This window comes from Micromonospora sp. NBC_01655, assembly GCF_026339755.1.
GTDB lineage: Bacteria > Actinomycetota > Actinomycetes > Mycobacteriales > Micromonosporaceae > Micromonospora.
The window spans coordinates 3,682,074-3,707,536 of the sequence record NZ_JAPEQF010000001.1 but is presented as its reverse complement, the minus strand read 5'-3'; the positions used below and the strand labels follow the sequence as shown (position 1 = coordinate 3,707,536).

The window sequence follows — 25,463 nt, the reverse complement described above, 5'->3', positions numbered from 1 at the left end:
CTGTGAGAGCAGGAAAGGCCCTACGTGGCGTCGCCCTGGCGCTGGCCGGCGCGCTCGCCCTGACGGCCTGCGGCGGCGGGGACGACGCCGGCGACGGCGGTCCGGCGAAGCTGCGGATGACCGTCTGGTCCGCCAACGAGGCGCACCTGAAGCTGTTCAACGAGATCGCGGACGAGTACAAGAAGTCCCACCCGGACGTGGAGTCGATCACCTTCGACCCGCTGCCGTTCGAGAACTACACCACCACGCTGACCACCCAGATCGCCGGTGGCAACGCCCCCGACCTGGCCTGGGTGTTCGAGAACTCGGCCCCCGACTTCGTGTCCTCGGGCGCGCTGCTGCCGCTGGACGAGACCCTGAAGAAGGCCGAGGGGTACGCCTACGACGACCTCTCCCCCGCCACCACGAAGCTCTGGCAGGACGGCGGCAAGCTGTACGCCTACCCGTTCTCCAACTCGCCGTTCGGCGTGTTCGTCAACACCGACATGGTCAAGAAGGCCGGGCAGAAGACGCCGGCCGAGCTGATCGCCGCCGGGCAGTGGAACTGGGAGAACGCCCTGGCCACCGCCGCGGCGTCCGCCGCGAAGTCCGGCAAGGCCGGCCTGGTGATCCGGGACTTCGACTACAAGGGCTGGGACAACCTGTCCACCTTCTTCACCGGCTGGGGCGCGCAGGCGTGGAGCGAGGACGGCAAGTCCTGCGGCTTCAACTCCCCGGAGATGGTCGCGGCGATGACCGCCCTGCACAAGGGGATCTTCACCGACAAGGCGCTGCCCGGCCCGGGTACCACGGCGGACTTCTTCGCCGGTGACGCGGCCATGACGGTCACCCAGATCTCCCGGGCGTCGCTGCTCAAGGACGACGGCTTCGGCTGGGACCTGGTGCCGCTGCCGGCCGGCCCGAAGGGCAACTACGCGGTGCTCGGCCAGGCCGGCATCGGCGTGATGAAGAAGAGCCCGCACGCCGACCAGGCGGCCGACTTCCTGGCCTTCTTCACCAGTCCCGCCAACTCGGCGAAGCTGGCCCAGTTCTTCCCGCCGCCGCGACAGTCGCTGCTGACCGCCGAGACGCTGGGCAAGACCAACCCGAAGCTCAAGCCGGAGCAGTTGCAGAAGGTCGTCATCGACGGCATCACCAGCGGCGTGGTCAAGCCGAGCCACGCCGGGCAGGCCGAGCTGAGCCAGCAGGTCCGGGCCGGGCTCGACCCGCTGTGGCAGCAGAACGCCGACGTCAAGGCGGTCCTGGACGGCGTGTGCGCCAAGATCCAGCCGCTGCTGGCGAAGTGACCGGGTCCCCGACGGACACCAGGACGGGCCCGGTCGCCAAGACCGGGCCCGCCCCGGGCCGGCCCCGCCGCCCGTGGTGGACCAGCCACCGGCGCGACCAGCTCGCCGGCTACCTGTTCGTCGCCCCGCAGTTGCTCGGCAGCATCGTGTTCGTGATCCTGCCGCTGGTCCTGGTGGTCTGGTACAGCCTGCACGAGTGGAACGTGCTCGCCGGCACGTTCGACTACGTCGGCGGGGACAACTACGCGCAGCTCGCCGAGGACACCAACCTGGGTGGGGTACTGCGGGCCACCGGGCTGTTCTCGGTCGGACTGGTGGTGTTCAACCTCGCCCTGGCGCTGCTGCTGGCCGTGCTGCTCAACCAGAAGCTGCGCGGCACCATCGTGTTCCGTACCCTGTTCTTCTCCCCCGTGGTGGTCTCCCTGGTCGCCTGGACGATCGTGTGGGGCTTCCTGCTCCAGGACAACGGCGGGATCAACGGGCTGCTCGACACGATCGGCGTGGCCGGGCCGAACTGGCTGCGCGGCGAGGGCACCGCGATGCTGTCGGTGGTCGTCGTGCAGGTGTTCAAGAACGTCGGCCTGAACATGGTGCTGTTCCTGGCCGCCCTCCAGGGCGTGCCGGCCGAGTTGTACGAGGCCGCCGAGGTGGACGGGGCCCGCCGGATGCGGCAGTTCTGGCGGATCACCGTGCCGCTGATCAGCCCGACGATCCTGCTCACCTCGATCATCACGGTGGTCGGCTCGTTGCAGGTGTTCGCGCAGATCGCCGTGCTCACCCAGGGCGGCCCGGGCACCTCGACCACGGTGCTCGTCTACTACCTCTACCAGCAGGCCTTCCAGTTCCACCACTTCGGCTACGGCGCCACCCTGTCGATCGTGCTGTTCGCGATCGTGCTCGCGTTGACCGTGCTGCAGTGGCAGATGCGCAAGAGATGGGTCTTCCATGAGTCGTGACCTGTCGCCCAGGACGAAGCTGGTGCTCTACGGGGTGCTGATGGTCCTGGCGATCCCGTTCGTCTTCCCCACCTGGTGGATGGTCACCTCGTCGCTGAAGCCGGTGGCGGACATCTTCGCCTTCCCGCCGCAGCTCTGGCCGACGGACCCGCGGCTGGAGGCGTACCAGCGGGTGTTCGAGTTGCAGCCGTTCGGGCGGCAGTATCTCAACAGCGTCTACATCGCCCTGGTGGTCACCGTGGGCACCCTCGCGGTGGCGGCGCTGGCCGGGTACGCCTTCGCCCGGATCCGGTTCCGGGGCCAGAACGTGCTGTTCCTGGTGGTGCTCGCCGGCCTGCTCATCCCGAGCGAGGTCACGATCGTGCCGCTGTTCCAGATGTTCTTCAAGCTGGGCCTGGTCGACACCCACTGGCCGCTGATCCTGGTGCCGATCTTCGGGGCGCCGAGCGTGCTGGCCACGTTCATCATGCGGCAGTTCTTCATCGCCCTGCCCGGCGAGTTGGAGGAGGCGGCCCGGGTCGACGGGCTGGGCCGGTTCGCCACCTTCTGGAAGATCGCCCTGCCGCTGTCCCGCCCCGCGCTGGGCGCGGTGGCCATCTTCACCTTCCTGCACAGCTGGAACCTCTACCTCGAACCGATCGTGTTCCTCTCCTCGCCGGAGAAGTTCACCCTGCCGCAGGCGCTGACCCAGTTCGTCGACGCGTACGGCGGGCCGATGTGGAACGTCCAGCTCGCGGCGGCGTCGATGACCGCCCTGCCGGTGCTGGCGGTGTTCGTGATCGCGCAGAAGCAGTTCGTCGAGGGCCTGGCGCACACCGGCCTGAAGGGATGACCTCCCCGGCCCGTGCCGCCGTCGGTGCCGGTGCCGGTTGCGGGCAGCGCGGCCACCCCGGTCGGGGCCGGGCGTCCGGGGCGGTAACGTGCAGCGGCATGACCGGCGCACCGTACTCCCACTGTTCCTACTGCGGCGCCGCCTATCCGGCGGGGGCCGGCTGGCCCCGGGTCTGCGCGCCCTGCGGGCACACCGTCTGGCGTAACCCGCTGCCGGTCGCGGTCGCGGTGCTGCCGGTCCGCACCGACGCCGGCCTGGGCGTGGTCGTGGTGCGCCGGGACATCGAGCCCGCGCGCGGGCTGCTCGCCCTCCCCGGCGGCTTCGTCGAGTACGGCGAGGAGTGGCGCGAGGCCCTGGTCCGGGAGCTGCGGGAGGAGACCGGGCTGGTCGCGTCGGCCGGGGACGCGGAGCTGTTCGCGGTGCACAGCGCCCCGGCCGGCGGCACCATAATGGTCTTCGGGACGCTGCCCGAGCGGGCGGCCGGGCACCTCCCGCCGTCCGCGCCGACCGAGGAGGCGACCGAGTGGCTGGTGCTCACCGAGCCCACCGAGCTGGCCTTCTCCACCCACACCCGGGTGCTCGCCGACTTCCTCGCCGCCCACCGGGACGCCTGAGAGACCGCGCCCACCGGGCAACCCTGGGCAGGGAATTCGGCACGATGCGTTAACCACAGCGCCCCGTCGGGTCAGTAGGCTGTTTCCGCTCGCTGAGATGCGTCGATGCGACCGGTCCGGCACGCCGACCCCGGAGGAAGCCGCCATGAGCCGCTGGACACCCGACCCGTCCTTCTATCCCTCGCCCCGCGACGCCGCCCGGGCCCCCGCCGAGAAGCTGGCCTACGTGGCCGCGTTCGACCGCTCGGCGGCCCGTCCCGACGCCATCGCGGTCCTCGACACCGACCCCGCCTCCCCCGGGTACGGGCGGGTGGTGGGCTGGACCGACCTGCCGCACACCGGCGACGAGCTGCACCACTTCGGGTGGAACGCGTGCAGCAGCGCGCTCTGCCCGACCGCGCCGCACCCGCACGTCGAGCGGCGCTATTTGATCGTGCCCGGGCTGCGCTCGTCGCGGGTGCACGTGTACGACACCCAGCCCGACCCGCGCGCCCCGAGGCTGGTCAAGGTGATCGGCCCGGAGGAGCTGGCGCGGCGGGCCGGCTACTCCCGGCCGCACACCGTGCACTGCGGCCCCGACGGGATCTACCTGTCCGCCCTCGGCGGCGCCGACGGCGCCGAGGGACCCGGCGGCATCGCGATCCTCGACCACACCAGCTTCGACGTCCGCCGGGCGTGGGAGGCCGACCGGGGGCCGCAGTTCCTCGCGTACGACTTCTGGTGGCACTACAACCACGACGTGCTGGTGACCAGCGAGTGGGGCACCCCGTCGATGATCGAGGACGGCATCGTCGGCGAGCTGCTGCTGGGGCGGAAGTACGGGCACGCCATCCACTTCTGGGACCTGGCGAGGCGCCGGCACGTGCAGCGGGTCGACCTCGGCGACGCGTACCAGATGCCGCTGGAGCTGCGCCCCGCGCACGACCCGACGAAGACGTACGGGTTCGTCGGCGTGGTGATCAGCGTCGAGGACCTGTCCGCCTCGATCTGGCTGTGGCACCGCGACGGCGACGCCTGGGCGGTGACCAAGGTGATCGACATCCCGGCCGAGCCGGCCGACCCGGCCGACCTGCCGGACCTGCTCAAGCCGTTCGGGGCGGTCCCGCCACTGGTCACCGACATCGACCTGTCGGTCGACGACAAGCATCTCTACGTCTCCTGCTGGGGCACCGGGGAGCTGCGCCAGTACGACGTCAGCGACCCGTTCCACCCCGTGCAGACCGGGTCGGTGCGTCTCGGCGGCATCGTGCGGCGCACCCCCCACCCCGGCTTCCCCGACGAGCCGCTCGCCGGCGGCCCGCAGATGGTCGAGATCAGCCGCGACGGCCGCCGGGTGTACGTGTCCAACTCGCTCTACGGCTCGTGGGACGACCAGTTCTACCCGGACGGGGTGGGCGCCTGGCTGGCCAAGCTGGACGTCGATCCGGACGCCGGCGGGCTCACCCCGGACCCGCGGTTCTTCCCGCGCGGGGACGAGTTCCGGGGGCTGCGGGTGCACCAGACCAGGTTGCAGGGCGGCGACGCCTCCTCCGACTCGTACTGCTTCCCGTGACCGGGGCGACCTGGCTGGCGCTGGCCGGGCTCGGCGCGTTCCACGGGCTGAACCCGGCCATGGGCTGGCTGTTCGCGGTGGGCCGGGGCCTTCAGGAACGCAGCCGGCGGATGCTGGTGACGTCGCTGCTGCCCATCGCGCTGGGCCACCTCGCCTCGGTGGGCCTGGTGGCCGCGCTGGTCAGCGCCACCAGGTCGGTCGTGGCGAGCACCACCGTGGCGGTGGTCGGCGGGCTGCTGCTGGTCGGGTTCGGGCTGTGGCAGCTACTCTCGCGGCAGCACTTCCGGTGGGCCGGGATGCGGCCGTCCAACGCGCAGCTCGCCGGGTGGTCGTTCCTGATGTCGTCGGCGCACGGCGCCGGGCTGATGCTGCTGCCGGTGCTGCTCGCCGAGCCGGTCGCGGCCGGCGGGCACGGCGGCCACGGTGGACACGCCGGGCAGTTGTCGGCCGCCCCGGTCGGCGCGCTGCCCGGACTGGCCGCCGCCGGGGTGCACACGGTGGCGATGTTCGGCGTGGCGCTGGCCGCCGCCGTGGCGGTGTACGAGGTGCTCGGCGTCGGGGTGCTGCGGCGGGCCTGGTTCAACGTGGACCGGCTGTGGGCCGGCGTGCTGGTGGTCGCGGGGGTGATCACCGTCGTGGCCGCGGTGACCTGAGCGGCGCCGGTCGGCTCGGCCGAAGGGGCCGGCGGTTCCCGCCGCGCGGCGCTGCCCCGACGGAAACTCCTACTGTTTGAATAGGAGTTTGCGTCGCCGAACCGGAGGGACCTCCCGATGCCGCACCCCCTGTCGTACGACGAAGCCGACCACGACGCCCGACGGGCCCGGCAGTGGCTGGCCGGCCGGGCCCGGGGCGCGGGCGTGTCCCGCCCCCGCCTGCTGGAGCTGGGCGCGGCGATGACCGCCCTGGCCGCCGCGGCGGACGAACGCGAGCCGGTCGCGGTCGCGGCCGACCCGGTCGGCGCCGACCCCGGGCGGGACGGCGCCGGGCCGGGCGTGGTCAAGCCGCTGCCGGACCGGCTGTTCACCCGGCACGACACCAACGCCGAGATGCGCTGGGAGGCGATGGCCGGGCAGGGGTACGTCGTGCCCACCGACCGGTTCTTCGTCCGCAACCACACCAGCACTCCGCTGATCGACCCCGACACGTGGCGGCTGAGCCTGTTCGGCGACGGCCTGCGCGGCGCGCCCACCCGGGACCGGCCGGTCGAGTTCGGCTACGACGACCTGCGCCGGCTGCCCGCCGAACGGGTCACCGCGCTGGTCGAGTGCGCCGGCAACGCCCGCCGGTTCTTCGCCGGGCAGCAGGACCGGCCCTCCCCCGGGGTGGCGTGGGGCCTGGGCGGCGTCGGGGTGGCGCACTGGCGGGGCGTGCGGCTGTCCACCGTGCTGCGGCGGGCCGGGCTGACCGGCGCGGCGGTCGACGTGATGCCGGAGGGACTGGACCCGGAGTACGTCACCGGCGGGGTGAACCTGGGCCGGGTCCGCCGGCCGCTGCCGGTCGGCAAGGCCCTCGACGACGTGCTGCTGGCGTACGAGATGAACGGCGAGCCGCTGCCGCCGGACCACGGCTTCCCGGTGCGGGTGGTGGTGCCGGGCTGGATCGGCGTCTCCTCGGTCAAGTGGGTCGGCCCGGTGGAGGTGTCGGCCGCCCCGCTGTTCTCGCCGTGGAACACCCAGCTCTACCGGATGTTCGGCCCCGGCCACCCGGACGGCGGCGGGGAGTTGGACGCGCAGTCGGTGAAGAGCGCCTTCGAACTGCCCTGGGACGCCCGGGTCCCGGCCGGCGCGGAGGTGCTGCTGCGCGGCCGGTCCTGGTCGGGCCGGGGCCCGATCCGGTCGGTGCTGGTGCACACCGGCGACGACGGCTGGCGGCCGGCCGAACTGGTCGCCGGGGACGTGGGCGGTCCGTGGCAGCGGTGGACGGCGCGCTGGCGGCCGGCGGGGCCGGGGCCGGCGACGCTGCGGGCACGGGCCACCGACGTCACCGGGGCCGGCCAGCCGGAGCGGGCCCGGCACAACGACCTCGGGTACCTCTTCGACGGCGTCGTCCGGCACCCGGTCACGGTCCGATGACCCGGCCGGCGACGTGACCGGCGGCGGCGAGGTGCCAGGTGGCGGGCGCCGACGCGACGCCGAGGCCGGGGACGAACGCGGGGCTGTCGGTGTCCGGGTAGCGCAGGCTGACCGCGTCCAGTTCGATGGCCTCGAAGCCGTCGGTCGGGCGGTCGCCGCGGGGGCCGGTCCGACTGCGGGCCCGGTCCAGGAAGTCCCGGTAGTCCTGGTAGTAGAGGGCGTCCTCGTAGAGCGAGTTGGTGGCGAACACGGCCACGCCGAGGCTGGAGCGCGCGGACTGGAGGGCGATCAGCGCGGTCGCGGCGGCGGCGAGCGCCACCATGCCGGTCAGGAGCAGGCCGGCGAGGACGGCGTACACGCCGAAGGCGGCCAGGCCCGCAGCGGACGTGCCGAGCACCCGGGTCCGGGTCTGGGTGCGGACCAGGCGCAGGTGGGCGCGCGTCTCGGTGGCCATCATCCGCCGGTATTCGCCGAGCAGGAAGTCCCCCATCTGGTACGCCCGGACCTCGGCGGCGGTGTGCCGGTTGGCCATCAGGTTGGCCAGCATCGACATTCGGCGGCGCCGGTTGATCCTGGCCAGCATCTCCAGGTACTGCCGGCGGGCGATCTTCACCGCGGTCGCCGCCTCGGGCACCGCGGCGAGCAGCAGGCAGGGCAGCAGCAGCGGCTGGATCACGGTGACCGCCGCCGCGGTGGCCAGCACCCCGACCACGCCGGTGATCAGGTCGACGGTGTGGTCGACGATCCAGGCCGCCTCGGTCACCCCGCGCTCCCGGGCCCGGTCCATCTCCTCGGCGAACCCGGCGTCGTCGAAGGCGGCCAGGTCGACGGCCGTGGTGGCCTTGAACAGCCGCAGCTCGACCTGGTAGTTGATCTGCGGGGTCAGCCGGGCCTGCGCCCAACCGGCGGCGATGGTGAGCCCACCCTTGGCCATCACGGCGGCGGCGGTCAGCGCCAGGGCCGGCAGGGCCCCCCGGATCCGGTCCGGCGTGGGGCCGGCCGCGAACAGTTCGCGCAGCACGCCGGTGGTGGCCAGCAGGCCGAGGGTGGTCATCGCCCCGGCGGCGACGTTCAGCCCGATGGAAGCGGCGGTGTCCCGGCGGCTGGTCGCCCAGGCCAGGGCGATCGCCTCCCGGACCAGCCGGGGCAGCCGACGGGCCACCGCCCAGAAGCTGGTGTGGGCGAAGTCGTTCGCGTGGTGCATCCACGCCCGGTCCTCCAGCTCGGGCAGGGTCGACGCCTCGACGCCGTCGGCCGGCGAGGTCTCGGCCGGGTCGGGATCGACCGGCGGGGGCTGGTCGGGTGATCGGCGTTGGCGGACGGCTTTCTCCACGGCCCCTCCCGGAGAGCTGGCTCCGGCTCCGGACCGCCCGCGACGGTCGGCAGCCACGGGGAGCCTACTGTCCGCGACATTCCGATGCCCCCCGTCACCGGCGTGTCGAACCCGCGTCGCAGGCGACGGTCGCCGGCCGCCCTGTCGATGACCGACCCCCGCTCAGGGCGCCCGGACGCCCCGGAAGGAACGGCTGACGAATGACCTCCAGCACCTGGCGGCGCGTGCTCGTGCTGCTGGCCCTCGCGCTGTCCGCGTTCACCTTCAACACCACCGAGAACCTGCCGATCGGCCTGCTCTCGCTGATCTCCTCCGACCTCGACGTGTCCCTGTCCTCGGTCGGCTACCTCGTCACCTGGTACGGCCTCACCGTGGCCGTGATCTCGCTGCCGATCGCGCACCTGACCCGCGGCTGGCCCCGGCGGTACGTGCTCAGCGGCGTGCTGGCCGTCATGGTGGCGGCGACCCTGGTGTCGGTCCTGGCCGACTCGTACCGGGTCCTGCTCACCGCCCGGGTGGCCACGGCGCTGGCCCAGGCGCTGTTCTGGGCGGTGCTGGCTCCGGTGGCGGTGGGACTGTTCTCCCCCGCCGTGCGGGGTCGGGTGATCGCGGTTACGTCGGTGGGCGGCTCGCTGGCCACCGTGCTCGGCGTGCCGGCCGGCACCTGGCTGGGCCAGCAGGGCGGTTGGCGCGCGCCGTTCCTGGCGCTGACCGCCCTGGGACTGGCCGCGCTGGTGGTGATCGCGGTGCTGCTGCCGACGAGCCGACCGGAGGACAGCCACGGCGCGTACGGCTCCGCCCCGCACACCGGCCGGTTCGCCATCGTGTTGGCCACCACCGCCATCTCGGTGACCGGCATGTTCGCCGGGTTCACCTACGTGGAGCGGTTCCTCACCACCGTGACCGGCTTCGCCCCGGAGACGGTGAGCGTGCTGCTGTTCGTCTTCGGCCTGGCCGGCATCGCCGGGGTGAGCGGGGTGGGCCAGCTCCTCGACCGGTTCCCGCACGGCTCGCTCGTGCTGGCGGTGGGGTTGCAGGCGGTCGCGCTGACCGGGCTGTACCTGTTCGCCGACGTCAAGGGCGCCGTGGTCGGCCTGCTCGCCCTGCTCGGCGCCTCGGCGGCCCCGGTGTTCATGGCCACCCAGGCGCGCATCCTCCAGGTCGCGCCGGGGCGGACCGAGCTGGGCTTCGCGGCGAACTCGGCGGCGTTCAACGTGGGTATCGCGGGCGGCGCGCTGATCGGCGGCCTCGCGCTGTCCACGGTGGACGCCCGGGGCACGTTCCTGGTCGGCGCGGTGCTGACCTTCGTGTCGCTGGCGATCGTGCTCGCCGAGCGGCTGTTCCCGGGCGGAGTCACCCCGGACGGGGCCACCCGGGCACCGGTGGCCCCGGCACAGGTGACCCCGGAGCGGGCGGTCGAGCCCTCCTGAGCCTGGCCGGCCGGGCGACGTGGGCCGGCGGGAAGGGAACCCCGGAGCGCCGCGGGCGCTGGCCGGGGTCCCCTTCCGTTCCGCTCAGCTCGCGGTGAGGGTGACGTCGTCGATGACGAAGCTGGTCTGTAGTGAGGCGTCCTCGACACCGGTGAACTTCAGGGTGACCGTCTGGCCGGCGTACGCGGCGGCGTTGAAGGTGCGCTGCACGTACCCGGTGGCGGCGGTGAGGTTCGAGTACGTCGCCAGGGTGGTGCTGCCCACCTGGACGGTGAGCTTGTCGTACGCCGTGGACGAGGTGGTCTCGGCGGTGTCGACGTGCAGCCAGAACGACAGGGTGTACGTGGCGCAGCCGGCCGGGACGGTCAGCGACTGGGACAGCGAGTCGGTGTGGCTGCTGCCGTACCCGTTGAGCCACGCCTTGTAGGAGCCGGAGCGGGCGGGCTGGCCCTGGTCGGTGGTGATCACCCCGGAGGACGAGGTCCAGACGGTCGCGCCGCTCTCGAAGCCGGAGTTGCCGACCACCTGGCCGCCGGCGCAGCCGCCGGTGCCGGTCACGGTGAGGGTGTACGTGGTGGTGCGGGCGACCGAGCCGGTGCCGGTGACCGTGATGGTGTACGTGCCGGTGGCCGCCGTCGAGGAGGCCGCGACGGTCATCGTGGACGAGCCGCCAGAGGTCACCGACGCCGGGCTGAACGACACGGTCACCCCGCTGGGCGCGCCGGAGGCCGACAGGGCGACGGTCTGGGCGCTACCGGAGGTGGTGGCGGTGGAGACGGTGGCGGTGGTGGACGCGCCCTGGGCGATGCTGCCGGAGGTCGGGCTCACCGCGACGGAGAAGTTGTTGGTCGGGGTGCCGGTGCCGACCGCCTGGTCCCAGATGGCGTACGCGACGCCGTCGGCGCTGCGGTTCAGCCCGGTGGCGTTGATGTTGCTGGTGGTGTCACAGGACGCGTGGTAGCAGGGGTCGTACGAGGCGTTGGCGGTGCCGCCCCACTTGCTGGCCTGCGCGCTGGTCTTGCGGGCGCTGGCCCCCATCGCGTACCCGGAGGTGGGGATGCCGGCCTGCTGGAACGAGTAGTCGTCGGAGCGGCCCTGGCCCTCGACGTTCTCCTCCGGCGCCAGGCCCAGCGAGTCCCAGTACGCCTTCAGTGGCGCGGCGGTGGTGGAGGTGACCCGGTTGATGAAGTAGCCGCCGTTGGTGGAGGCGACCATGTCGAAGTTGTAGTACCCCTTGATGTAGCCCTTCTGGGCGGCGCTGAGCGAGTTGACGTAGAACTTGGAGCCCTGTAGGCCCTGCTCCTCGCCGTTCCACCAGGCGAACCGGACCCGCTTGGTCATGGTCGGGTTCTGCTGGGCCAGCACGAGGGCGTTCTCCAGCAGGACCGAGGAGCCGGAGCCGTTGTCGTTGATGCCGGGGCCGGCGGAGACGCCGTCCAGGTGGGCGCCGAACATGATCACCTGGTCGGCCGGGCCGCCCGGCCACTCGGCGATGACGTTGTTGCCCGGGTAGGTGCAGCCGGTGCAGTTCTGCTCGGTGACCGTGTAACCGGCGGCCTGGAGCTTGCTCTTGACGTAGCTGACCGAGGCCGTGTAGCCGGCCGAGCCGGCCCGGCGGTGCCCGCCGTTGCTGGTGGCGATGCTCTGGAGCTGGGACAGGTGGGCCTGGACGTTGGTCACGGAGATGTCCGGGGCGGCCAGCGCGGCGAGCGCCGGGGCGGGGGCGGCGGCGGCCGGCAGCGTCGCCGTCGACGCCGTCAGCGCGACGGCGGCGGCGAGCGCGATGCCCGCGGTCAACGTGGTGCGTCTCATGGATGCTCCTCGGTGCAGGTCGGGGGTTTCGTGCACCTGGGCGTGACCGGGCCCCCGCGCGCGGGGGTGGGCGGCGGGGTCCGGCGGCGTCCTGAGGGGACGCCGCGACGTTCGTTCCAGGGAAGCAAACACTGACATGCGTCTATCCCCTGGTCAATATCCATTCCGGTCATACTCCCGCGCCGATCCCCCGATCCCCCGATCGCGGCGCGACGTCGAAGCTGCCCGCCGCCGCGCCGGACCGCCCACGGCGGCGTCCCGGGCCAGCCCGCCCACCCCGCTCGGAGGCGTCGACCGGGGCCTAGGCTGCTGGCCATGCTGCCACTCGATGATCCACGCTGGCCGGACCTCGACCACCGGGGCTGGTCGGCGGGCCGGGGCGGGCCGGACGCCCCGTTCGTCCCCGACGAACTGCGCCAGCTACGGGCCGACCCGACGGACCGGGGGCGGTTCAGCGACCTGTGGCCGTACCTGTGTTCCGAGGGCACCGCCTGGCCCGCCGCCTACGCCGCCGTCCCTCACCTGGTCGACATCGCCCGCCAACTCCCCGCGGCCGGACGCGACGAGTACCTCATCGTCGTCGGCCTGGTCGCCACCTGCTCAGGCGGCTACGGGCAGACCTCCGACGGTCTGCCCGACGACATCACCACCGCCTACCGGCACGCTCTGCCCGAGGCCCTGGCCCTGCTGGCCGAGACGCTGGCCGGCGCGCGGCACGACGAGACCACCACCCGGTACCTGCTCTCCGCCGTCGCGGCGCTGAAGGGTCACCCCGAACTCGCCGAGGTCCTCGACGACCTCGACACCGTCGAGTGCCCGGCCTGCGGCGAACCCGTCTTCGACGGTTCGGACGACGCGGATCCGGACGACGAGACAGCCGACCAGCCGCTCGGCTGACGCGTACCGCCGCGCCCGCCGGCCGCCGAGCGGGCGGGCGTGGCGGCGGCCGGGTGGCCCGGCGCGCGGGTCGGGGCGGTCAGGCGGTCGCGGCGGTCTGGGCCACCGCCCCGAACCGCCCCCACCCCGGACCAGCCCGCCCCGAACCGCCCCCACCCCGGCGGACCGTCCATGATCGACTCCATGTCACCGACATCGCGCCTTGCCCTGGCGCGGATACCCCCATGTCAGTGACACGGAGTCGATCATGGGCGAGGCGAGGCGGGGTTGGTCGGGTCAGTGGGCCGGGGCGAGCAGGGCCTCGACCTCGGCCGTGGTGGCGGGATACGCGGTGAGCAGGTCGGCCACCTCCGGATCGACCGCCGGACCGGGCCCGGTCGCCGGCTCGCCGATCCGCCACCCGCCGGGGCAGCCGAGCAGGTCGGCCACGGCGTCGCAGGTGGCCGGATGGCCGACGAGCAGGTCGACCACCGGACCGGCCGGGGCGGACACCGGCACGGTGGCGGGCGACGCCGCCGGTCGGGCCGTCCACGGCGGCACCCAGGCGTCCAGGGCGGGCAGGGTGGCGGGGAACGTCCGGCCGGCCTCGCGGACCAGCGTCGGCACCAGCTCGCCCGCCTGGTCGCGCAGGGTGGTGATCAGCGTCGGCAGCCAGGGCAGCAGCACCGGGTCGGGCAGCCGGGCGAACGCCGTGGACATCAGCTCGACCACGAACGGCGCCAGTCCGGGCACCGGCTCCAGGGCCTGCACGAACCCGCTGAGGTACTGCGGGAACGCCGGCACCACCAGCGGGTTGGCCAGCAGCTCCACGGCGCGGGCCCGCAGCTCGGCCAGGGGCAGCAGCCCGAGCTGGTGCTGGGCGGCCCAGTGCAGCGCGACCCGGGCCGGCGCCTCCGGCCGGGACTGCCGCACGGCCAGTTCGAGCTGGGCCCGGTCGCAGCCGAGCGCCAGCGCGAGGCTCTCCATGCTGAACAGGAAGCCCAGCATGGCGGCCACCTGCCGGACCGCCGCCTCCGCGTCGACGAACGCGGTGGGCAGCAGGGTGCAGTAGTGGGCGTACCCGGTGGTGACGAAGGCCGCGCACCAGGCCGGCAGGTCCGGCTCGGTGGCCCGGTAGTGAGCCAGCAGCCGACGGATCCGGCGCAGCACCTCGGGGGCCTCGTCGACGGTCCGCTCGGCGGCGAGCAGCTCCACGGCGCGGGCACCCAGCTCGTCGACGAGCCGGCGGCCGTCGAGCAGCAGGATCGCGTCCTCGACCGCCTCCAGCGCGACCGCCGCGGTGGCCTGCGGCCCCCACGCCCGGCGGCGCAGCCGCTGCTCGAGGACCTGCTCGACGGTGACGCCCTCGTAGCCCAGCTCGATCAGCGCGCGCTGGTGGCGGCCGAGCGCCAGGTCCCAGCTCTCCTGCGCCGAGCGCTCCCCCAGCCGCCGCTCGCCCATGATGGGGCGGACCGCGTCGCGGGGTAGCAGGTGGCGCAGCCGCCACAGCAGGTCCGAGCAGGGAGCCACGGCCGGCTGGCCGTGCAGGTCCAGCAGGGCCCGCTGGATGGTGCGTTTGTCCAGGTCCAGCCCGAGCGGGGCGAGCCGGTCGAGCACGTCGCGGGCCAGCGGCGGCAGGGCGTCGTAGCCGACCTGGCCGATCCGGTCGCCGCCGAGCAGGATCTCGCAGAGCCGACGGACGTCCCGCCGGCCCGGCACCACGTCCTTCTCGATGCAGGTCACCGCCGCGTCGGCGAAGTCGTACGGGGTGGGGCGGGCCCGGTTGCGCAGCCCGGCGAGCAGGATCGACGTCTCGAACACGGCGATCGCGTCGGCGGTGCTGGCCAGGTACCCGTTGCGCCGGGCCAGCCGGACGATGTCCACGCACCAGCCGCGCAGCTCGGCCTCGTCGAGGTCGTCGAGGACCGGCGGGCGGGCCAGGAAGCCCGACAGCCGGTCGGTCACCGGCTCGTCGGCTACCGCGGCCGGGGCGGCGGCCTTGCGGGCCCTGCCCTTCGCCGGCTTGCCGCCCTGCTGGCCGGCGAGCCGGAACGGGACCGCTCCCGAGCGGGACACCGCCTTGGCCCAGGTGGCGGCGGCGATGGACACCGAGCCGGGGGCCAGCCCGAACTGCGCCTCGATCGCCGAGTGGCTGGACGGGATCAGCCCGTACAGCCAGCGGGTGGCGGTGCGCGGGCTGATCTCGTAAGCCGCGACGTCGGGGCCGGTGCCGAACTGCGCGACGGGGCTGGCGGCGTGGAACGCGCCGCAGACGTACAGGCAGTCGGCCGGGTCGGCGCCGGAGGCGGCGAGGTGCTCCCGCATCCGGGTCCACATGTAGCGCTCGCGCTCCTCGTCGCGGTCGAGCCGCTCGGCGTCGGCCGGGCGCAGCCGCCGGAACAGGCTGCCGATCAGCACCATCACCTGGCGGTACGTCTCGTGGTCGGCGCCGACCAGGGGCTGCTCGACGTACTGGTCCCACCACTCCGACCAGTGCCGCACCTTGCCGTGGTGCAGCAGGTACGCCTCCAGCTCGGCGAAGCGGGGCCGCAGGTCGCCGATCTCCACACCGACGGCGTCGCCGTGCAGCGCCGCCTCCTCCTCGTGGGTCGCCGCCGCCTCCTCCGGCGTTCCGTCGGCGGGGCCGCCCGCCTCGCCCCGGCCCTCGGCCGGATCGCGGGGCGACCACTGGAACACGTGGTCGACCGAGCGATCCACCAGGACCAGCTCCACGCCGGGGGTCTCCAGCGCGTACGCGATGGCCTGGTACTCCGCCGACGCCTCGGTGATCGGCGCGACGACGCTCAACGGCGCCCACTCGGCCGGGAACCCGTCGAGCTTCGAGGCGAACGCCTGCACCGCCACCGGCAGCCGGCAGTTGCGCAGCTCCCCCAGCAGGGGTTGCAGGTCCTCGCACAGCTCCAGGTAGATGACCTTCGGCCGCTTCGCGCGCAGCCGGCGCACCATCGCCAGCGCGGAGGCCGGCGAGTGGTGGCAGACCGGGAAGATCTCCAGCCGCTCGCCGAGCGCCCGGTCGACGTCGTCGATCATCCCGGTGAGGATGTCGGCGAGCGCCCCCGGGCTGCCGGCGAATGCCTCGGCGGCGTCGGTGAGCTGGTCGCGCAGCCCCCGGAACGCGCCGGACGCGGCGCCGGGGGTCGGGCCGGCCGGTCGGGCCGCCGGCACGGGTGCCGGGGTCCCCCCGGGCGGCGCGGTCGTCGGGCCGGTCACGACAGGTTGGCGATCGCCTGGCGGCCACCGTCGAGGAAGCCCTCCCAGGAACCGCCGTCCTTCTTGGCCCGGGGCTCCACGACGCCGTGCAGGTACTTGTTGAGGATGGCCAGGTCCTCCGGGCTGCGCCGGGCCAGCGAGCCGACCAGCGAGCCGGCGAGGGTCTCGGCGCGCAGGGTGCGGTCGCCGAAGAACTGGCTGTGCAGGATCGCGTCCTCCAGCACGCCGATCTGCTCGGCGGTGGACAGCGCCGACTCCAGCTTCTCGTCGTCGCTGGTCGCCGACGCGGCGGCGGCCCGCAGGTCGGCGAAGCTCTGCAACAGGATGTCCAGCAGGGTGGGCGGGACGTCCAGCTCGATGCGGTGCCGGCGCAGCAGCTCCTCGGTGCGGAACCGGACGATCTCCGCCTCGCTGCGCTTGTTGGTCACCACCGGGATGCGGACGAAGTTGAACCGCCGCTTGAGCGCCGAGGAGAGGTCGTTGACGCCCCGGTCCCGGCTGTTGGCGGTGGCGATGATGGAGAAGCCGGGCCGGGCGAAGACGATGTTGTCGTCGTCCAGCTCGGGGATGGAGACGTACTTCTCCGACAGGATGGAGATCAGGGCGTCCTGCACGTCGCTGGTGGAGCGGGTCAACTCCTCGAACCGGCCGATCACCCCCTGCTCCATCGCGTTCATGATCGGCGAGGGGATCATCGACTCCCGGGACTGCCCCTTGGCGATCACCATGGAGACGTTCCACGAGTACTTGATGTGGTCCTCGGTGGTGCCGGCGGTGCCCTGGACGACCAGGGTGGAGTTGCCGCAGATCGCGGCGGCGAGCAGCTCGGCCAGCCAGCTCTTGCCGGTGCCCGGGTCGCCGATCAGCAGCAGGCCCCGGTCGGAGGCGAGGGTGACGATGGCCCGCTCGACGAAGCTGCGGTCGCCGAACCACTTCTGGGCGACCTCCCGGTCGAGCCCGTCGGCCCGCTCGGAGCCGAGCACGAACAGCCGCACCATGCGGGGGCTCAGCCGCCAGGAGAAGGGCTTGGGGTCGGTGTCGACCGACTCCAGCCAGGCCAGCTCCTCGGCGAACTTGACCTCGGCGGGGGCGCGCAACATCTCGGACATGTCAGGGGTCTCCTAGGTGAGGAAGTTCTTGAGCTCGAAGACGAGTTTGCGGATGTGGCCGGAGATGACCGGGGTGCCCAGGTCCTTCAGGCGCTGGCGGAACCAGGGGTTGACGATCTGGCTGCCGGAGCTGTTGACCGAGCCGACCGGGATGAACTTGACCCCGGAGCGGTGCACCGCCTCGATGCCGTCGAACAGCGGCTGGGAGCGGTTGAACTCGTAGAAGTCCGAGATCCAGACCATGACGGTGTTGCGCGGCTCGACGATCTTGGGCCGGGCCATGGCCATCGCCACCGGCCCGTCGTTGCCGCCGCCGAGCTTGGTGCGCAGCAGCACCTCGAACGGGTCGTGCACCCACGGGGTCAGGTCCAGCGCCCGGGTGTCGTACGCGATGAGGTGCACGTCCACCTTGGGCAGCCCGGCGAAGATGGACGCCAGGATGGTGCAGTTGACCATCGAGTCGACCATCGAGCCGGACTGGTCGACCACCACGATCAGCCGGGCCGGGGTGGTGCGCCGGGCGGTCTGCCGGTAGTAGAGCTTGTCGACGTAGAGGCGCTGGTCCTCCGGGCTCCAGTTGGTGAGGTTCTTCCAGATCGTGCGGTCCAGGTCCAGGTTGCGGAACACCCGCTTCGGCGGCACCGACCGGTCGATCGTGCCGACGCTGGTCTGCTCGACCTGGGTGCGCAGCACCTCGGCGACCTCGTCGACGTACCGCCGGATCAGCGCCTTGGCGTTGGCCAGCGCCACCCCGGACAGGTTGGACTTGTCCCGCAGTAGCTGCTCGATCAGCGACATGCTCGGGGTGAGCTTCGCGGCCAGTTTCGGGTCGGCGAGCACCTCACGCAGGTGCATCCGGCGCACCAGGTCGCCCTCCAGGCCGGCCAGCACACCGCCCAGCCCGCCGCCGGCAGCGGCCTGCCGGCGCAGCTCACCGGGCTCGCAGCCGAGCGCCCGCTCGAACCAGCCGGCGTCGGACTGCCACCGGGCGAGCTGGCTGGCGCTGACGCTGCCCCCGCCGGTGGCGAAGACGTTGAGCAGCAGCTTGGACACCAGCGCCGCCCGCCGGACCTCGGCGTGCCCCGCCGGCTCCGGCTGGTCGTCCGCCGGCTGGTCGTCCGCCGGCTGGTCGGCGGTGAGCAGGCCGTCCAGCTCGTCGGCGAGGCCGGGGAAACGCTGGACCACGGTGTCGACGGAGACCGACGGGTCCAGCAGCGCGGCCGGCAGGCCGAGGTCGTCGACGACGGCGACGCTCGCCGCCTCCAGGGACGGCTGTTCGTCGGCGGGGTCGAAGAGCCGGGCCAGCAGCCGCCAGTAGAGCACCTGCCGACGGTTGGCGTCGGGGTTCACCTGCGCGCCTCCTCCGGGCGCCTCGGGGGTCGCGGTCATCGGCGCAGCAGCCGTCCGGCGCGTTCCCGCAGCACGGCGACGGAGTCACCGGCCTTCGCCTCGGCCTTGGCGACCTTGGGGTCGGTGGGGCCCTGCGCCCAGTCGCCGTTGTGCGCGACGACCGGGGCGCGTTTGACCGTGGCCTGGACGGCGAGCGGCTGCACCGTCCACCGGCCGTCCCACCGCAGCAGCCCCAGGCAGGCCGTCGAGGCGGCGACCATGGCCGGGGTGAGCGGACCACAGGCCGGCAGCCGGTCGACGTCCACCGCGACGTGCGCCCCGTCGACGGTGAACCGGAGTCCGCCGTCGTCGCCGGTGTCGACGGCGTACCCCTCCAGCAGCACCGGCTCGGCGACGGCGACCGGGTGCCGGTGCAGCGGCGGGACCGGCGCGGCGACCGCGGCGGGCAGCAGCACCCGGGCGGTGGCGAACGGGTCGGCCGAATTGCCGACGTGGGCCTGCCCGTCGCGCCACCACAGGTCGCCGCCGGCCAGCGGCAGGTCGGTCACCTCGATGCTGCGGTGCTCGGCGAGCGCCGCCAGCAGGACCGGGTGGTCGGCGAGCAGCCGCCACAGCGCCGGCCCGACGATCGTGTCGACCTTGGCGGCGGCGACGCCGGTACGCACGAGGCGGGCCGGGCCGCCGTCGGCCGGTTCGAGGACGGCGTGCGCCTGCACCTGGACGGCGGTGGCGTGCTCGTGCACGTCGACGCCGAGCAGCAGCAGCCGCCCGGAGACGGTCTCGACACCGGCGGCGGACGGGTCGGGGACGCCGGCGGACTCCTGGGCGAGCAGCACGGCGCGGGCCCACAGGTCGGCCCAGCGGCGCACCGGCACCGCCGGCATGGTGGCGACCGGGCAGGACGCGCGCAGCTCGGCGGCCAGGCCGTCGAGGAGGACGGCCAGCCGGCGCAGCGCCGGGACGGCGAGGGTCGCCTCGACCGGCCGGCTGCCCGCCGCGACGAGGTCGTGGTCGACGCCGCGCCAGCCGGTGATGGCCAGCTCGGACAGCCAGGACCGGGCGGCGGACAGCGGGGCCACCGCCTCGGCGGGCAGCGGCCCGGCGGGCGGGGTCGGCTGCGCGGCGCGTTCCCGGCCGAGGGCGGCGTCGGCCCCGGCGAGCAGGGCGTCGTGCGCCGCGCCGAGCAGGGCGGTGCGCGCCCCGGCCAGGGCGGCCAGGTGCTCGTCGGCCAGCGACCCGGTGGTGACCTTGGCGACCGCCTCGGCGACCCGGTCGCCGAGCGGGGTGGCGGCCAGCGCGGCGGCGAGGTCGCCGAGCGCGGCGGCCTGCGCCTCGCCCACCCGGGCCAGGCCGGCGACGAGCGCGTCGTCGAGGCCGGCGACCAGGTCCAGGGCCGGGGCGAGTCCGGCCGGCGCGACGTCGCGCAACGCGGTGAGCTGGGCCCCGCGCATCAGCGTCCCGCCCCGGTCGCCGGGAACCAGTGCAGCTCGGGCAGCGGGCCGTCGGCGGCCGGCAGCTCCAGGTAGGCCAGGTGGCGCAGGAACCGGCTGAACACCACCGCCGCCGGGGTCGGCTCGTGCCGGCCGTCGAGCCGGCGGGCCAGGTCGGCGCCGGTGGTCACGCCGTCGGTGACGTCGATGCGCAGGTACCGGCCGACGCGCTCGACGCCGTACTGGAGGACGGCCTCGTCGAGCAGGGCGTGCAGGTGCTTGCACGGCGCGCCGCGCAGGCCGCCGCACGGCCGGTTGTTGTTGGTGGAGCAGTTGAAGCCGTGGCTGCCGGCGGCGATCGAGGAGACGTAGACCCGCTCGATGTCGGAACCGCTGGACACCACCCCCTGCAACCGGCCGTCCGCCAGCTCGACGAAGGGGACCTTCGCCAGCTTGCGGGGACGCACCGCGGGCAGCACCGGCGCGAGGGCGCGCCGCTCCCACGGGACGTGCTCCGTCTCCAGCACCTACGACCTCCGCACCCGGCACACCCGCGGGCGTGCCGACTCCGCGCCGACGGGGCCGGCGCACGACGAATAGGGGTGACGGGCGCGAAGACCCGCCGGAACCGGGCCCACCGGGGCGCCCGTCCTGAGAAAGATCTTGCCCCATGGGTACGACAGGAAACGCCGGCCCCGGGGGCCGGGCGTGGTGCTGCTCGCCCCGCACCGGTGCCGGCTCGACGGCGGCATCGCCCGGGTGGCCTGAGCCGACCGGGGTGCGACACGTCCCGGCTGGTGGCAATCTGGCCCGGGCGGGCCGGCCCGCGCAGTACGGTGACGGCCGCCGGTGAAGCGAGCAGGTGCGGGAGGAGAGCCGGGAATGGCCGAGGAGATCACCACCAGCGACGAGTGGCGGGCGCTGGCGGCGCACGCGGAGAAGGTCCGGGAGGCGCACCTGCGCGACCTGTTCGCCGCCGACCCGGACCGCGGTGTCCGGCTCGCCGGCGAGGTGGCGGACCTCCACGTCGACTGGAGCAAGAACCTGGTCACCGACGAGACGCTGACCCTGCTCGCCGCCCTGGCTGGGCGGGCCCGGCTGACCGACCGGATCGCCGCGATGTTCTCCGGCGCGCACGTCAACGCCACGGAGGACCGGGCGGTGCTGCACACGGCGCTGCGTCAGCCGCGGGGCGCCTCGCTGAGCGTGGACGGCCGGGACGTGGTGGCCGACGTGCACGAGGTGCTGGACCGGATGTCCGCGTTCACCGACCGGGTCCGCTGCGGACAGTGGGTCGGGCACACCGGCGAGCGGATCCGCACCGTGGTCAACATCGGCATCGGCGGCTCCGACCTCGGGCCGGTGATGGCGTACGAGGCGCTGAAGGGGTACCGGGACGCTGGGATCTCCTGCCGGTTCGTCTCCAACATCGACCCCACCGACATCGCCGAGGCCACCGCCGACCTGGACCCGGCGAGCACCCTGTTCGTGGTGGTGTCGAAGACGTTCTCCACCCAGGAGACCCTGGCCAACGCCCGGCAGGCGCGCGACTGGCTGCTGGCCGGTCTCGGCGCCGACTCCGAGGCCGTGGCCAGGCACTTCGTCGCGGTCAGCACCAACGCCGATCGGGTACGGGACTTCGGCATCGACCCGGACAACATGTTCGGCTTCTGGGACTGGGTGGGCGGCCGGTACTCCCTGCCCTCGGCCGTCGGCCTGGCGGTGATGCTGGCGGTCGGGCCGGAGCGCTTCCGTGAGCTGCTGGCCGGGTACCACGCCGTCGACGAGCACTTCCGGACCACGCCGGTGGAGCGCAACGTGCCGGCGCTGCTCGGGCTGCTCAACGTGTGGTACACGAACTTCCTGGGCGCGCAGACCCACGCGGTGCTGCCGTACTCGCAGTACCTGCACCGGTTCCCGGCGTACCTGCAACAGCTCACCATGGAGAGCAACGGCAAGTCGGTGACCCTGGACGGCACCCGGGTGTCGTACGACACCGGGGAGATCTTCTGGGGCGAGCCGGGCACCAACGGCCAGCACGCCTTCTACCAGCTCATCCATCAGGGCACCCGGCTGGTGCCGGCGGACTTCATCGGGTTCAGCCGCCCCCGGCACGACCTGGACGACATGCACGACCTGTTCATGTCGAACTTCTTCGCGCAGACCGCCGCGCTGGCCTTCGGCCGGACCCGGGAGCAGGTCGAGGCGGAGGGCACCCCGGCGGAGCTGGTGCCGCACAAGGTGATGCCGGGCAACCACCCGAGCACCTCGATCACGGCCGCCGAGCTGACCCCGGCGGTGCTCGGCCAGCTCATCGCGCTGTACGAGCACATCGTGTTCACCGAGGGCGCGATCTGGGACATCAACCCGTTCGACCAGTGGGGCGTGGAGCTGGGCAAGGTGCTGGCCAACCAGCTCGCGCCGCTGCTCACCGGGGACGAGGCCGACCTGTCCGGGCTGGACTCCTCGACCCGGGCGCTGATCGCCCGGTACCGGGCGCAGCGGCACGCCGCCGGCTGACCCGCCCCGCCCCCGCCGAGCCGGCCGACGCCCCCCGTGGCGTCGGCCGGCTCGTCCCGTTCCCGGCCCGTTCACACAGGTCGCACGGCTGGTCGCTGACTTTTGTCACCCCAACCCGTGTAACACGCATTCGGATTCGTGACTTAGTGCACTGGGGTCGGCTGGGTCCCTTCCACGAGACTCGATGCGTCGCCGGGAACGGAACCGGCCGAGATCGCGGAGGGGGCCACGGTGGACGAGCGCTACGACAACTACTGCGCCGCTGACCGGCTCTTCTACGACTCGCTCGGCAGCGCGGTCGCGCAGCCGGCCTTCGCCGCCGCCGAGCGGGAGGTGCCGGCGGGCTGGCGCCGCGAGTCGCTCGACGACTGGCTGATCCACGCCCCGCAGGGCGGCTCCCTGCCGCAGCAGGGCTGGAAGATCCACGTGTCGGCCACCCTGGCCAACGCCGAGCGGGTGCTCGACGCCGTGTGGGCGTACTGCGTGCCGCGCGGGCTGTCGTTCAAGTTCCTGCGCGGCCCGCGCACGCTGCTGCTGCGCAACTCCAAGTACGCGTCCCGCTCGGCCAGCGGCAAGTTCGTCACCATCTACCCGCGCGACGCCGCCGAGCTGGAGCTGGCCTGCAAGGAGCTCGACGCGCTGCTGGCCGGGGAGGCCGGGCCGTACGTCCTCAGCGACCTGCGCTACGGCGCCGGCCCGGTGCACGTGCGCTACGGCGGCTTCGCCCGCCGCTACTGCCTGTCCCCGGACGGGCAGGTGGTCCCGGCGATCGCCGACGGCGCCGGCACGCTGGTGCCCGACCGGCGCGACCCGGTGTTCCACCTGCCGGACTGGGTCACCCTGCCGGACTTCCTCGCCCCGCACCTGGCCGCCCGTGGCGCCACCAGCACGACCGAGGTGCCGTACCGGATCGAGAAGGTCATCCACTTCTCCAACGGCGGGGGCCTGTACGTGGGCCGGGACCTGCGCACCGACGCCGAGGTGGTGCTCAAGGAGGCCCGCCCGCACGCCGGCCTGGACGCCGACGGCACCGACGCGGTGGCCCGGCTGGACCGGGAGGCGACCGCCCTGCGCCGCCTCGCCGACCTGCCCCAGGTGCCCGCCGTGCACGACGAGTTCGCCCTCGGCGAGCACCGCTTCCTGGCCCTGGAGTTCATCGAGGGCCGGGCGCTGAACAAGGTCGTCGTCGACCGGTACCCGCTGATCGACGCCGACGCCACCGAGGCCGACCGGGCGGCGTACGCCGACTGGGCGCGCGACGTGCTGGCGCAGGTCGAGGCGATCGTCGCCGCGATCCACGAGCGCGACCTGGTCTACGGCGACCTGCACCTGTTCAACATCATGGTCCGCCCCGACGGCCGGGTGGCGCTGGTCGACTTCGAGGTCGCCGCGCCGATCGAGGGACACCGCCGGCCCGGGCTGCGCAACCAGGGGTTCGCCGCGCCCGGCGACCGGACCGGCCCGGCGGTCGACCGGTACGCCCTGGCCTGCCTGCGCCTGGCGCTGTTCCTCCCGCTGACCCAGCTCGTCCGGATCGCCCCGGACAAGGCCGCGCACCTGGCCGACGTGATCGCCGAGAGCTTTCCGGTCCCCCGACCGTGGCTGGCCGAGGCGGTCGCCGAGATCACCGGCACCGCCGCGCCCACCGCGTCCGGCCGCGCGGCCGGGTCCGGGGCCGCCGCCGACCCGCGCCGGTACGACCTGGACGACGACTGGCCCGACGTGCGACGGCGGATCGCCACCGCCATCCTGGCCAGCGCCACCCCCGACCGCGACGACCGGCTCTTCCCCGGCGACATCGCGCAGTTCCACAGCGGCGGGCTCAACCTCGCCCACGGTGCCGCCGGGGTGCTGCACGCCCTGGCCGTCAGCGGCGCGGGTCGCCGGCCGGAGCACGAGGACTGGCTGGTGCGGCGGGCCACCGCCCCCGCGTCCGGCACCCGGCTCGGCTTCTACGACGGCCTGCACGGGGTGGCGTACGCGCTGGAGCACCTGGACCGCCGGTCCGACGCCCTCGACGTGCTCGACATCTGCCTGCGCCAGTCCTGGGCCGAGCTGGACCTGAGCCTGGCCAGCGGGCTGTCCGGGATCGCCCTGAACCTCGCCGAGCTGGCCGGGCGCACCGGGGAGACCGGGCTGCGCGACGCCGCCGAGCAGGTGACGGCGGCCGTCGTCGAGCGGCTCGCCGACGACCCGGGCCCGGACGTCAGCGGCGGACGCAACCCGTACGCGGGCCTGCTGCGCGGTCGCACCGGGCCGGCGCTGCTGCTGTTGCGGCTGCACGAGCTGACCGGCGAGGCGGCCCTGCTGGACCACGCCGCCATTGCGCTGCGCCAGGACCTGCGCCGGTGTGTGGTCCGCCCGAACGGCGCGCTGGAGGTCGACGAGGGCTGGCGGACCATGCCGTATCTCGGGCAGGGCAGCGTCGGCATCGGACTGGTGCTGGACCAGTACCTGCGCCACCGCGCCGACGAGCGGTTCGCCGAGGCGAGCGCCGGGGTGCGCCGGGCCGCCCGGTCCCCGTTCTACGCCCAGTCCGGCCTCTTCGCCGGGCGGGCCGGGATCATCGGGTACCTGGCCACCCTGACCGACGACCCGGAGCAGCGCCGCGAGCTGGACGCGCAGGTGCGCCGGCTCGCCTGGCACGCCCTGCCGTACGGCGGCGGCACCGCCTTCCCCGGCGAGCAGCTCCTGCGGCTGTCCATGGACCTGGGCACCGGCGCCGCCGGGGTGCTGCTCGCGCTGGCCGCCGTGCGGCACGACGAGCCGGTGGTCCTGCCCTTCCTCGCGCCGCTGGCCGGCGCGCCGAGGCTCCCTCGCAGCGGCGAGGGCGACCGTGACCGCACGCACCACGGGAGGAGGTGATTCGACATGGCGCTCCTGGACCTCCAGGGCCTCGAGATGGCCCCGGCCGACCGCACCGGCGGCGGCTCCAGCGCGAGCCTGCTGCTCTGCGGCGACAGCTCGCTCTCCATCACGACCTGCAACTGACCGGGTCGATCCGCGGCGCCCCGGGTGGACAGACGTGTCCACCCGGGGCCGCCCGCCGTTCTAGGGGGA

At 73.7% G+C, this 25,463-nt stretch carries 19 protein-coding genes; 12 read left to right on the top strand and 7 right to left on the bottom strand.

Annotated elements, in window-relative coordinates:
* Positions 1-2: 2 nt before the first annotated feature.
* The 7 genes from OOK41_RS17090 (at position 3) to OOK41_RS17060 (ending at position 7,312) form a co-directional block, all read left to right on the top strand.
* Positions 3-1,286 carry a sugar ABC transporter substrate-binding protein gene (locus tag OOK41_RS17090; protein ID WP_266265917.1) on the top strand — a complete coding sequence of 428 codons (1,284 nt, stop codon included), beginning with the start codon at positions 3-5 and terminating at the stop codon, positions 1,284-1,286.
* On the top strand, positions 1,283-2,242 hold the full coding sequence (locus OOK41_RS17085; RefSeq protein WP_117669267.1) for a carbohydrate ABC transporter permease: 960 nt from the start codon (positions 1,283-1,285) through the stop codon (positions 2,240-2,242). The genes OOK41_RS17090 and OOK41_RS17085 overlap by 4 nt, the downstream gene beginning before the upstream one ends.
* Positions 2,232-3,074 (top strand): carbohydrate ABC transporter permease, encoded by an 843-nt coding sequence (locus OOK41_RS17080; protein ID WP_117669268.1) that lies wholly within the window; start codon positions 2,232-2,234, stop codon positions 3,072-3,074. The genes OOK41_RS17085 and OOK41_RS17080 overlap by 11 nt, the downstream gene beginning before the upstream one ends.
* Before the next feature lie 98 nt (positions 3,075-3,172).
* Positions 3,173-3,688, top strand: coding sequence for an NUDIX domain-containing protein (locus OOK41_RS17075; protein ID WP_266265916.1), 516 nt, complete (start codon positions 3,173-3,175; stop codon positions 3,686-3,688).
* Between the two features lie 145 nt (positions 3,689-3,833).
* The gene (locus tag OOK41_RS17070) at positions 3,834-5,240 is read left to right on the top strand and encodes a selenium-binding family protein (RefSeq protein ID WP_117669270.1); all 1,407 of its coding nucleotides are present in this window, start codon (positions 3,834-3,836) and stop codon (positions 5,238-5,240) included.
* Positions 5,237-5,893: a hypothetical protein gene (locus tag OOK41_RS17065; protein WP_117669271.1), complete on the top strand. Its 657-nt coding sequence runs from the start codon at positions 5,237-5,239 to the stop codon at positions 5,891-5,893. Before OOK41_RS17070 ends, OOK41_RS17065 begins: the two co-directional genes overlap by 4 nt.
* A 117-nt stretch (positions 5,894-6,010) precedes the next feature.
* On the top strand, positions 6,011-7,312 hold the full coding sequence (locus tag OOK41_RS17060; protein WP_117669272.1) for a sulfite oxidase: 1,302 nt from the start codon (positions 6,011-6,013) through the stop codon (positions 7,310-7,312).
* Here the strand turns inward: OOK41_RS17060 and OOK41_RS17055 are convergent.
* On the bottom strand, positions 7,299-8,645 hold the full coding sequence (locus tag OOK41_RS17055) for a hypothetical protein (protein ID WP_266265915.1): 1,347 nt from the start codon (positions 8,643-8,645) through the stop codon (positions 7,299-7,301). The genes OOK41_RS17060 and OOK41_RS17055 overlap by 14 nt on opposite strands.
* A gap of 200 nt (positions 8,646-8,845) precedes the next feature.
* On the opposite strand from OOK41_RS17055, the gene OOK41_RS17050 reads away from it, so the two are divergent.
* Entirely contained in the window at positions 8,846-10,075 is a 1,230-nt protein-coding gene (locus tag OOK41_RS17050; RefSeq protein ID WP_266265914.1) for an MFS transporter, read from the top strand.
* Positions 10,076-10,159: 84 nt separating this feature from the next.
* Here OOK41_RS17050 and OOK41_RS17045 read toward each other — a convergent pair whose 3' ends face one another.
* Entirely contained in the window at positions 10,160-11,887 is a 1,728-nt protein-coding gene (locus OOK41_RS17045; RefSeq protein WP_266265913.1) for a M28 family peptidase, read from the bottom strand.
* A 315-nt stretch (positions 11,888-12,202) separates the two neighbouring features.
* Between OOK41_RS17045 and OOK41_RS17040 the strand changes: the two genes are divergently transcribed.
* The gene (locus tag OOK41_RS17040; protein ID WP_266265912.1) at positions 12,203-12,784 is read left to right on the top strand and encodes a hypothetical protein; all 582 of its coding nucleotides are present in this window, start codon (positions 12,203-12,205) and stop codon (positions 12,782-12,784) included.
* A gap of 276 nt (positions 12,785-13,060) precedes the next feature.
* Here the strand turns inward: OOK41_RS17040 and OOK41_RS17035 are convergent, their stop codons facing one another.
* The 5 genes from OOK41_RS17035 to OOK41_RS17015 are packed head-to-tail and all read right to left on the bottom strand — an operon-like array spanning position 13,061 to position 20,362.
* Positions 13,061-15,949 (bottom strand): DUF5682 family protein, encoded by a 2,889-nt coding sequence (locus tag OOK41_RS17035; protein WP_266267847.1) that lies wholly within the window; start codon positions 15,947-15,949, stop codon positions 13,061-13,063.
* A gap of 41 nt (positions 15,950-15,990) precedes the next feature.
* Positions 15,991-17,103, bottom strand: a complete 1,113-nt coding sequence (locus OOK41_RS17030; RefSeq protein WP_266265911.1) for an AAA family ATPase — start codon at positions 17,101-17,103, stop codon at positions 15,991-15,993.
* 12 nt (positions 17,104-17,115) lie between these two features.
* Complete coding sequence (locus OOK41_RS17025; RefSeq protein ID WP_266265910.1) at positions 17,116-18,492, bottom strand: VWA domain-containing protein; 1,377 nt, start codon at positions 18,490-18,492, stop codon at positions 17,116-17,118.
* The gene (locus OOK41_RS17020; protein ID WP_266265909.1) at positions 18,489-19,904 is read right to left on the bottom strand and encodes a hypothetical protein; all 1,416 of its coding nucleotides are present in this window, start codon (positions 19,902-19,904) and stop codon (positions 18,489-18,491) included. Before OOK41_RS17020 ends, OOK41_RS17025 begins: the two co-directional genes overlap by 4 nt.
* Complete coding sequence (locus tag OOK41_RS17015; protein WP_207892782.1) at positions 19,904-20,362, bottom strand: hypothetical protein; 459 nt, start codon at positions 20,360-20,362, stop codon at positions 19,904-19,906. The genes OOK41_RS17020 and OOK41_RS17015 overlap by 1 nt, the downstream gene beginning before the upstream one ends.
* Positions 20,363-20,765: 403 nt before the next feature.
* Here OOK41_RS17015 and pgi point away from each other — a divergent pair, with 403 nt between their 5' ends.
* The 3 genes from pgi (at position 20,766) to OOK41_RS17000 (ending at position 25,394) form a co-directional block, all read left to right on the top strand.
* Entirely contained in the window at positions 20,766-22,403 is a 1,638-nt protein-coding gene (gene pgi, locus OOK41_RS17010; protein ID WP_266265908.1) for a glucose-6-phosphate isomerase, read from the top strand.
* A gap of 231 nt (positions 22,404-22,634) precedes the next feature.
* Positions 22,635-25,268 (top strand): class III lanthionine synthetase LanKC, encoded by a 2,634-nt coding sequence (gene lanKC, locus OOK41_RS17005; protein WP_266265907.1) that lies wholly within the window; start codon positions 22,635-22,637, stop codon positions 25,266-25,268.
* Positions 25,269-25,274: 6 nt separating this feature from the next.
* Positions 25,275-25,394 (top strand): SapB/AmfS family lanthipeptide, encoded by a 120-nt coding sequence (locus OOK41_RS17000; RefSeq protein ID WP_117669281.1) that lies wholly within the window; start codon positions 25,275-25,277, stop codon positions 25,392-25,394.
* Positions 25,395-25,463: the final 69 nt, after the last annotated feature.

What these genes read in the sequence shown, in the direction of transcription:
- OOK41_RS17080 (WP_117669268.1), top strand. Translation starts at nt 2,232, where the DNA reads ATGAGTCGTGACCTGTCGCCCAGGACGAAGCTGGTGCTCTACGGGGTG.
- OOK41_RS17075 (WP_266265916.1), top strand. Translation starts at nt 3,173, where the DNA reads ATGACCGGCGCACCGTACTCCCACTGTTCCTACTGCGGCGCCGCCTAT.
- OOK41_RS17070 (WP_117669270.1), top strand. Translation starts at nt 3,834, where the DNA reads ATGAGCCGCTGGACACCCGACCCGTCCTTCTATCCCTCGCCCCGCGAC.
- OOK41_RS17060 (WP_117669272.1), top strand. Translation starts at nt 6,011, where the DNA reads ATGCCGCACCCCCTGTCGTACGACGAAGCCGACCACGACGCCCGACGG.
- OOK41_RS17050 (WP_266265914.1), top strand. Translation starts at nt 8,846, where the DNA reads ATGACCTCCAGCACCTGGCGGCGCGTGCTCGTGCTGCTGGCCCTCGCG.
- OOK41_RS17045 (WP_266265913.1), bottom strand. Translation starts at nt 11,887, where the DNA reads ATGAGACGCACCACGTTGACCGCGGGCATCGCGCTCGCCGCCGCCGTC.
- OOK41_RS17040 (WP_266265912.1), top strand. Translation starts at nt 12,203, where the DNA reads ATGCTGCCACTCGATGATCCACGCTGGCCGGACCTCGACCACCGGGGC.
- OOK41_RS17030 (WP_266265911.1), bottom strand. Translation starts at nt 17,103, where the DNA reads ATGTCCGAGATGTTGCGCGCCCCCGCCGAGGTCAAGTTCGCCGAGGAG.
- OOK41_RS17025 (WP_266265910.1), bottom strand. Translation starts at nt 18,492, where the DNA reads ATGACCGCGACCCCCGAGGCGCCCGGAGGAGGCGCGCAGGTGAACCCC.
- OOK41_RS17020 (WP_266265909.1), bottom strand. Translation starts at nt 19,904, where the DNA reads ATGCGCGGGGCCCAGCTCACCGCGTTGCGCGACGTCGCGCCGGCCGGA.
- pgi (WP_266265908.1), top strand. Translation starts at nt 20,766, where the DNA reads ATGGCCGAGGAGATCACCACCAGCGACGAGTGGCGGGCGCTGGCGGCG.
- OOK41_RS17000 (WP_117669281.1), top strand. Translation starts at nt 25,275, where the DNA reads ATGGCGCTCCTGGACCTCCAGGGCCTCGAGATGGCCCCGGCCGACCGC.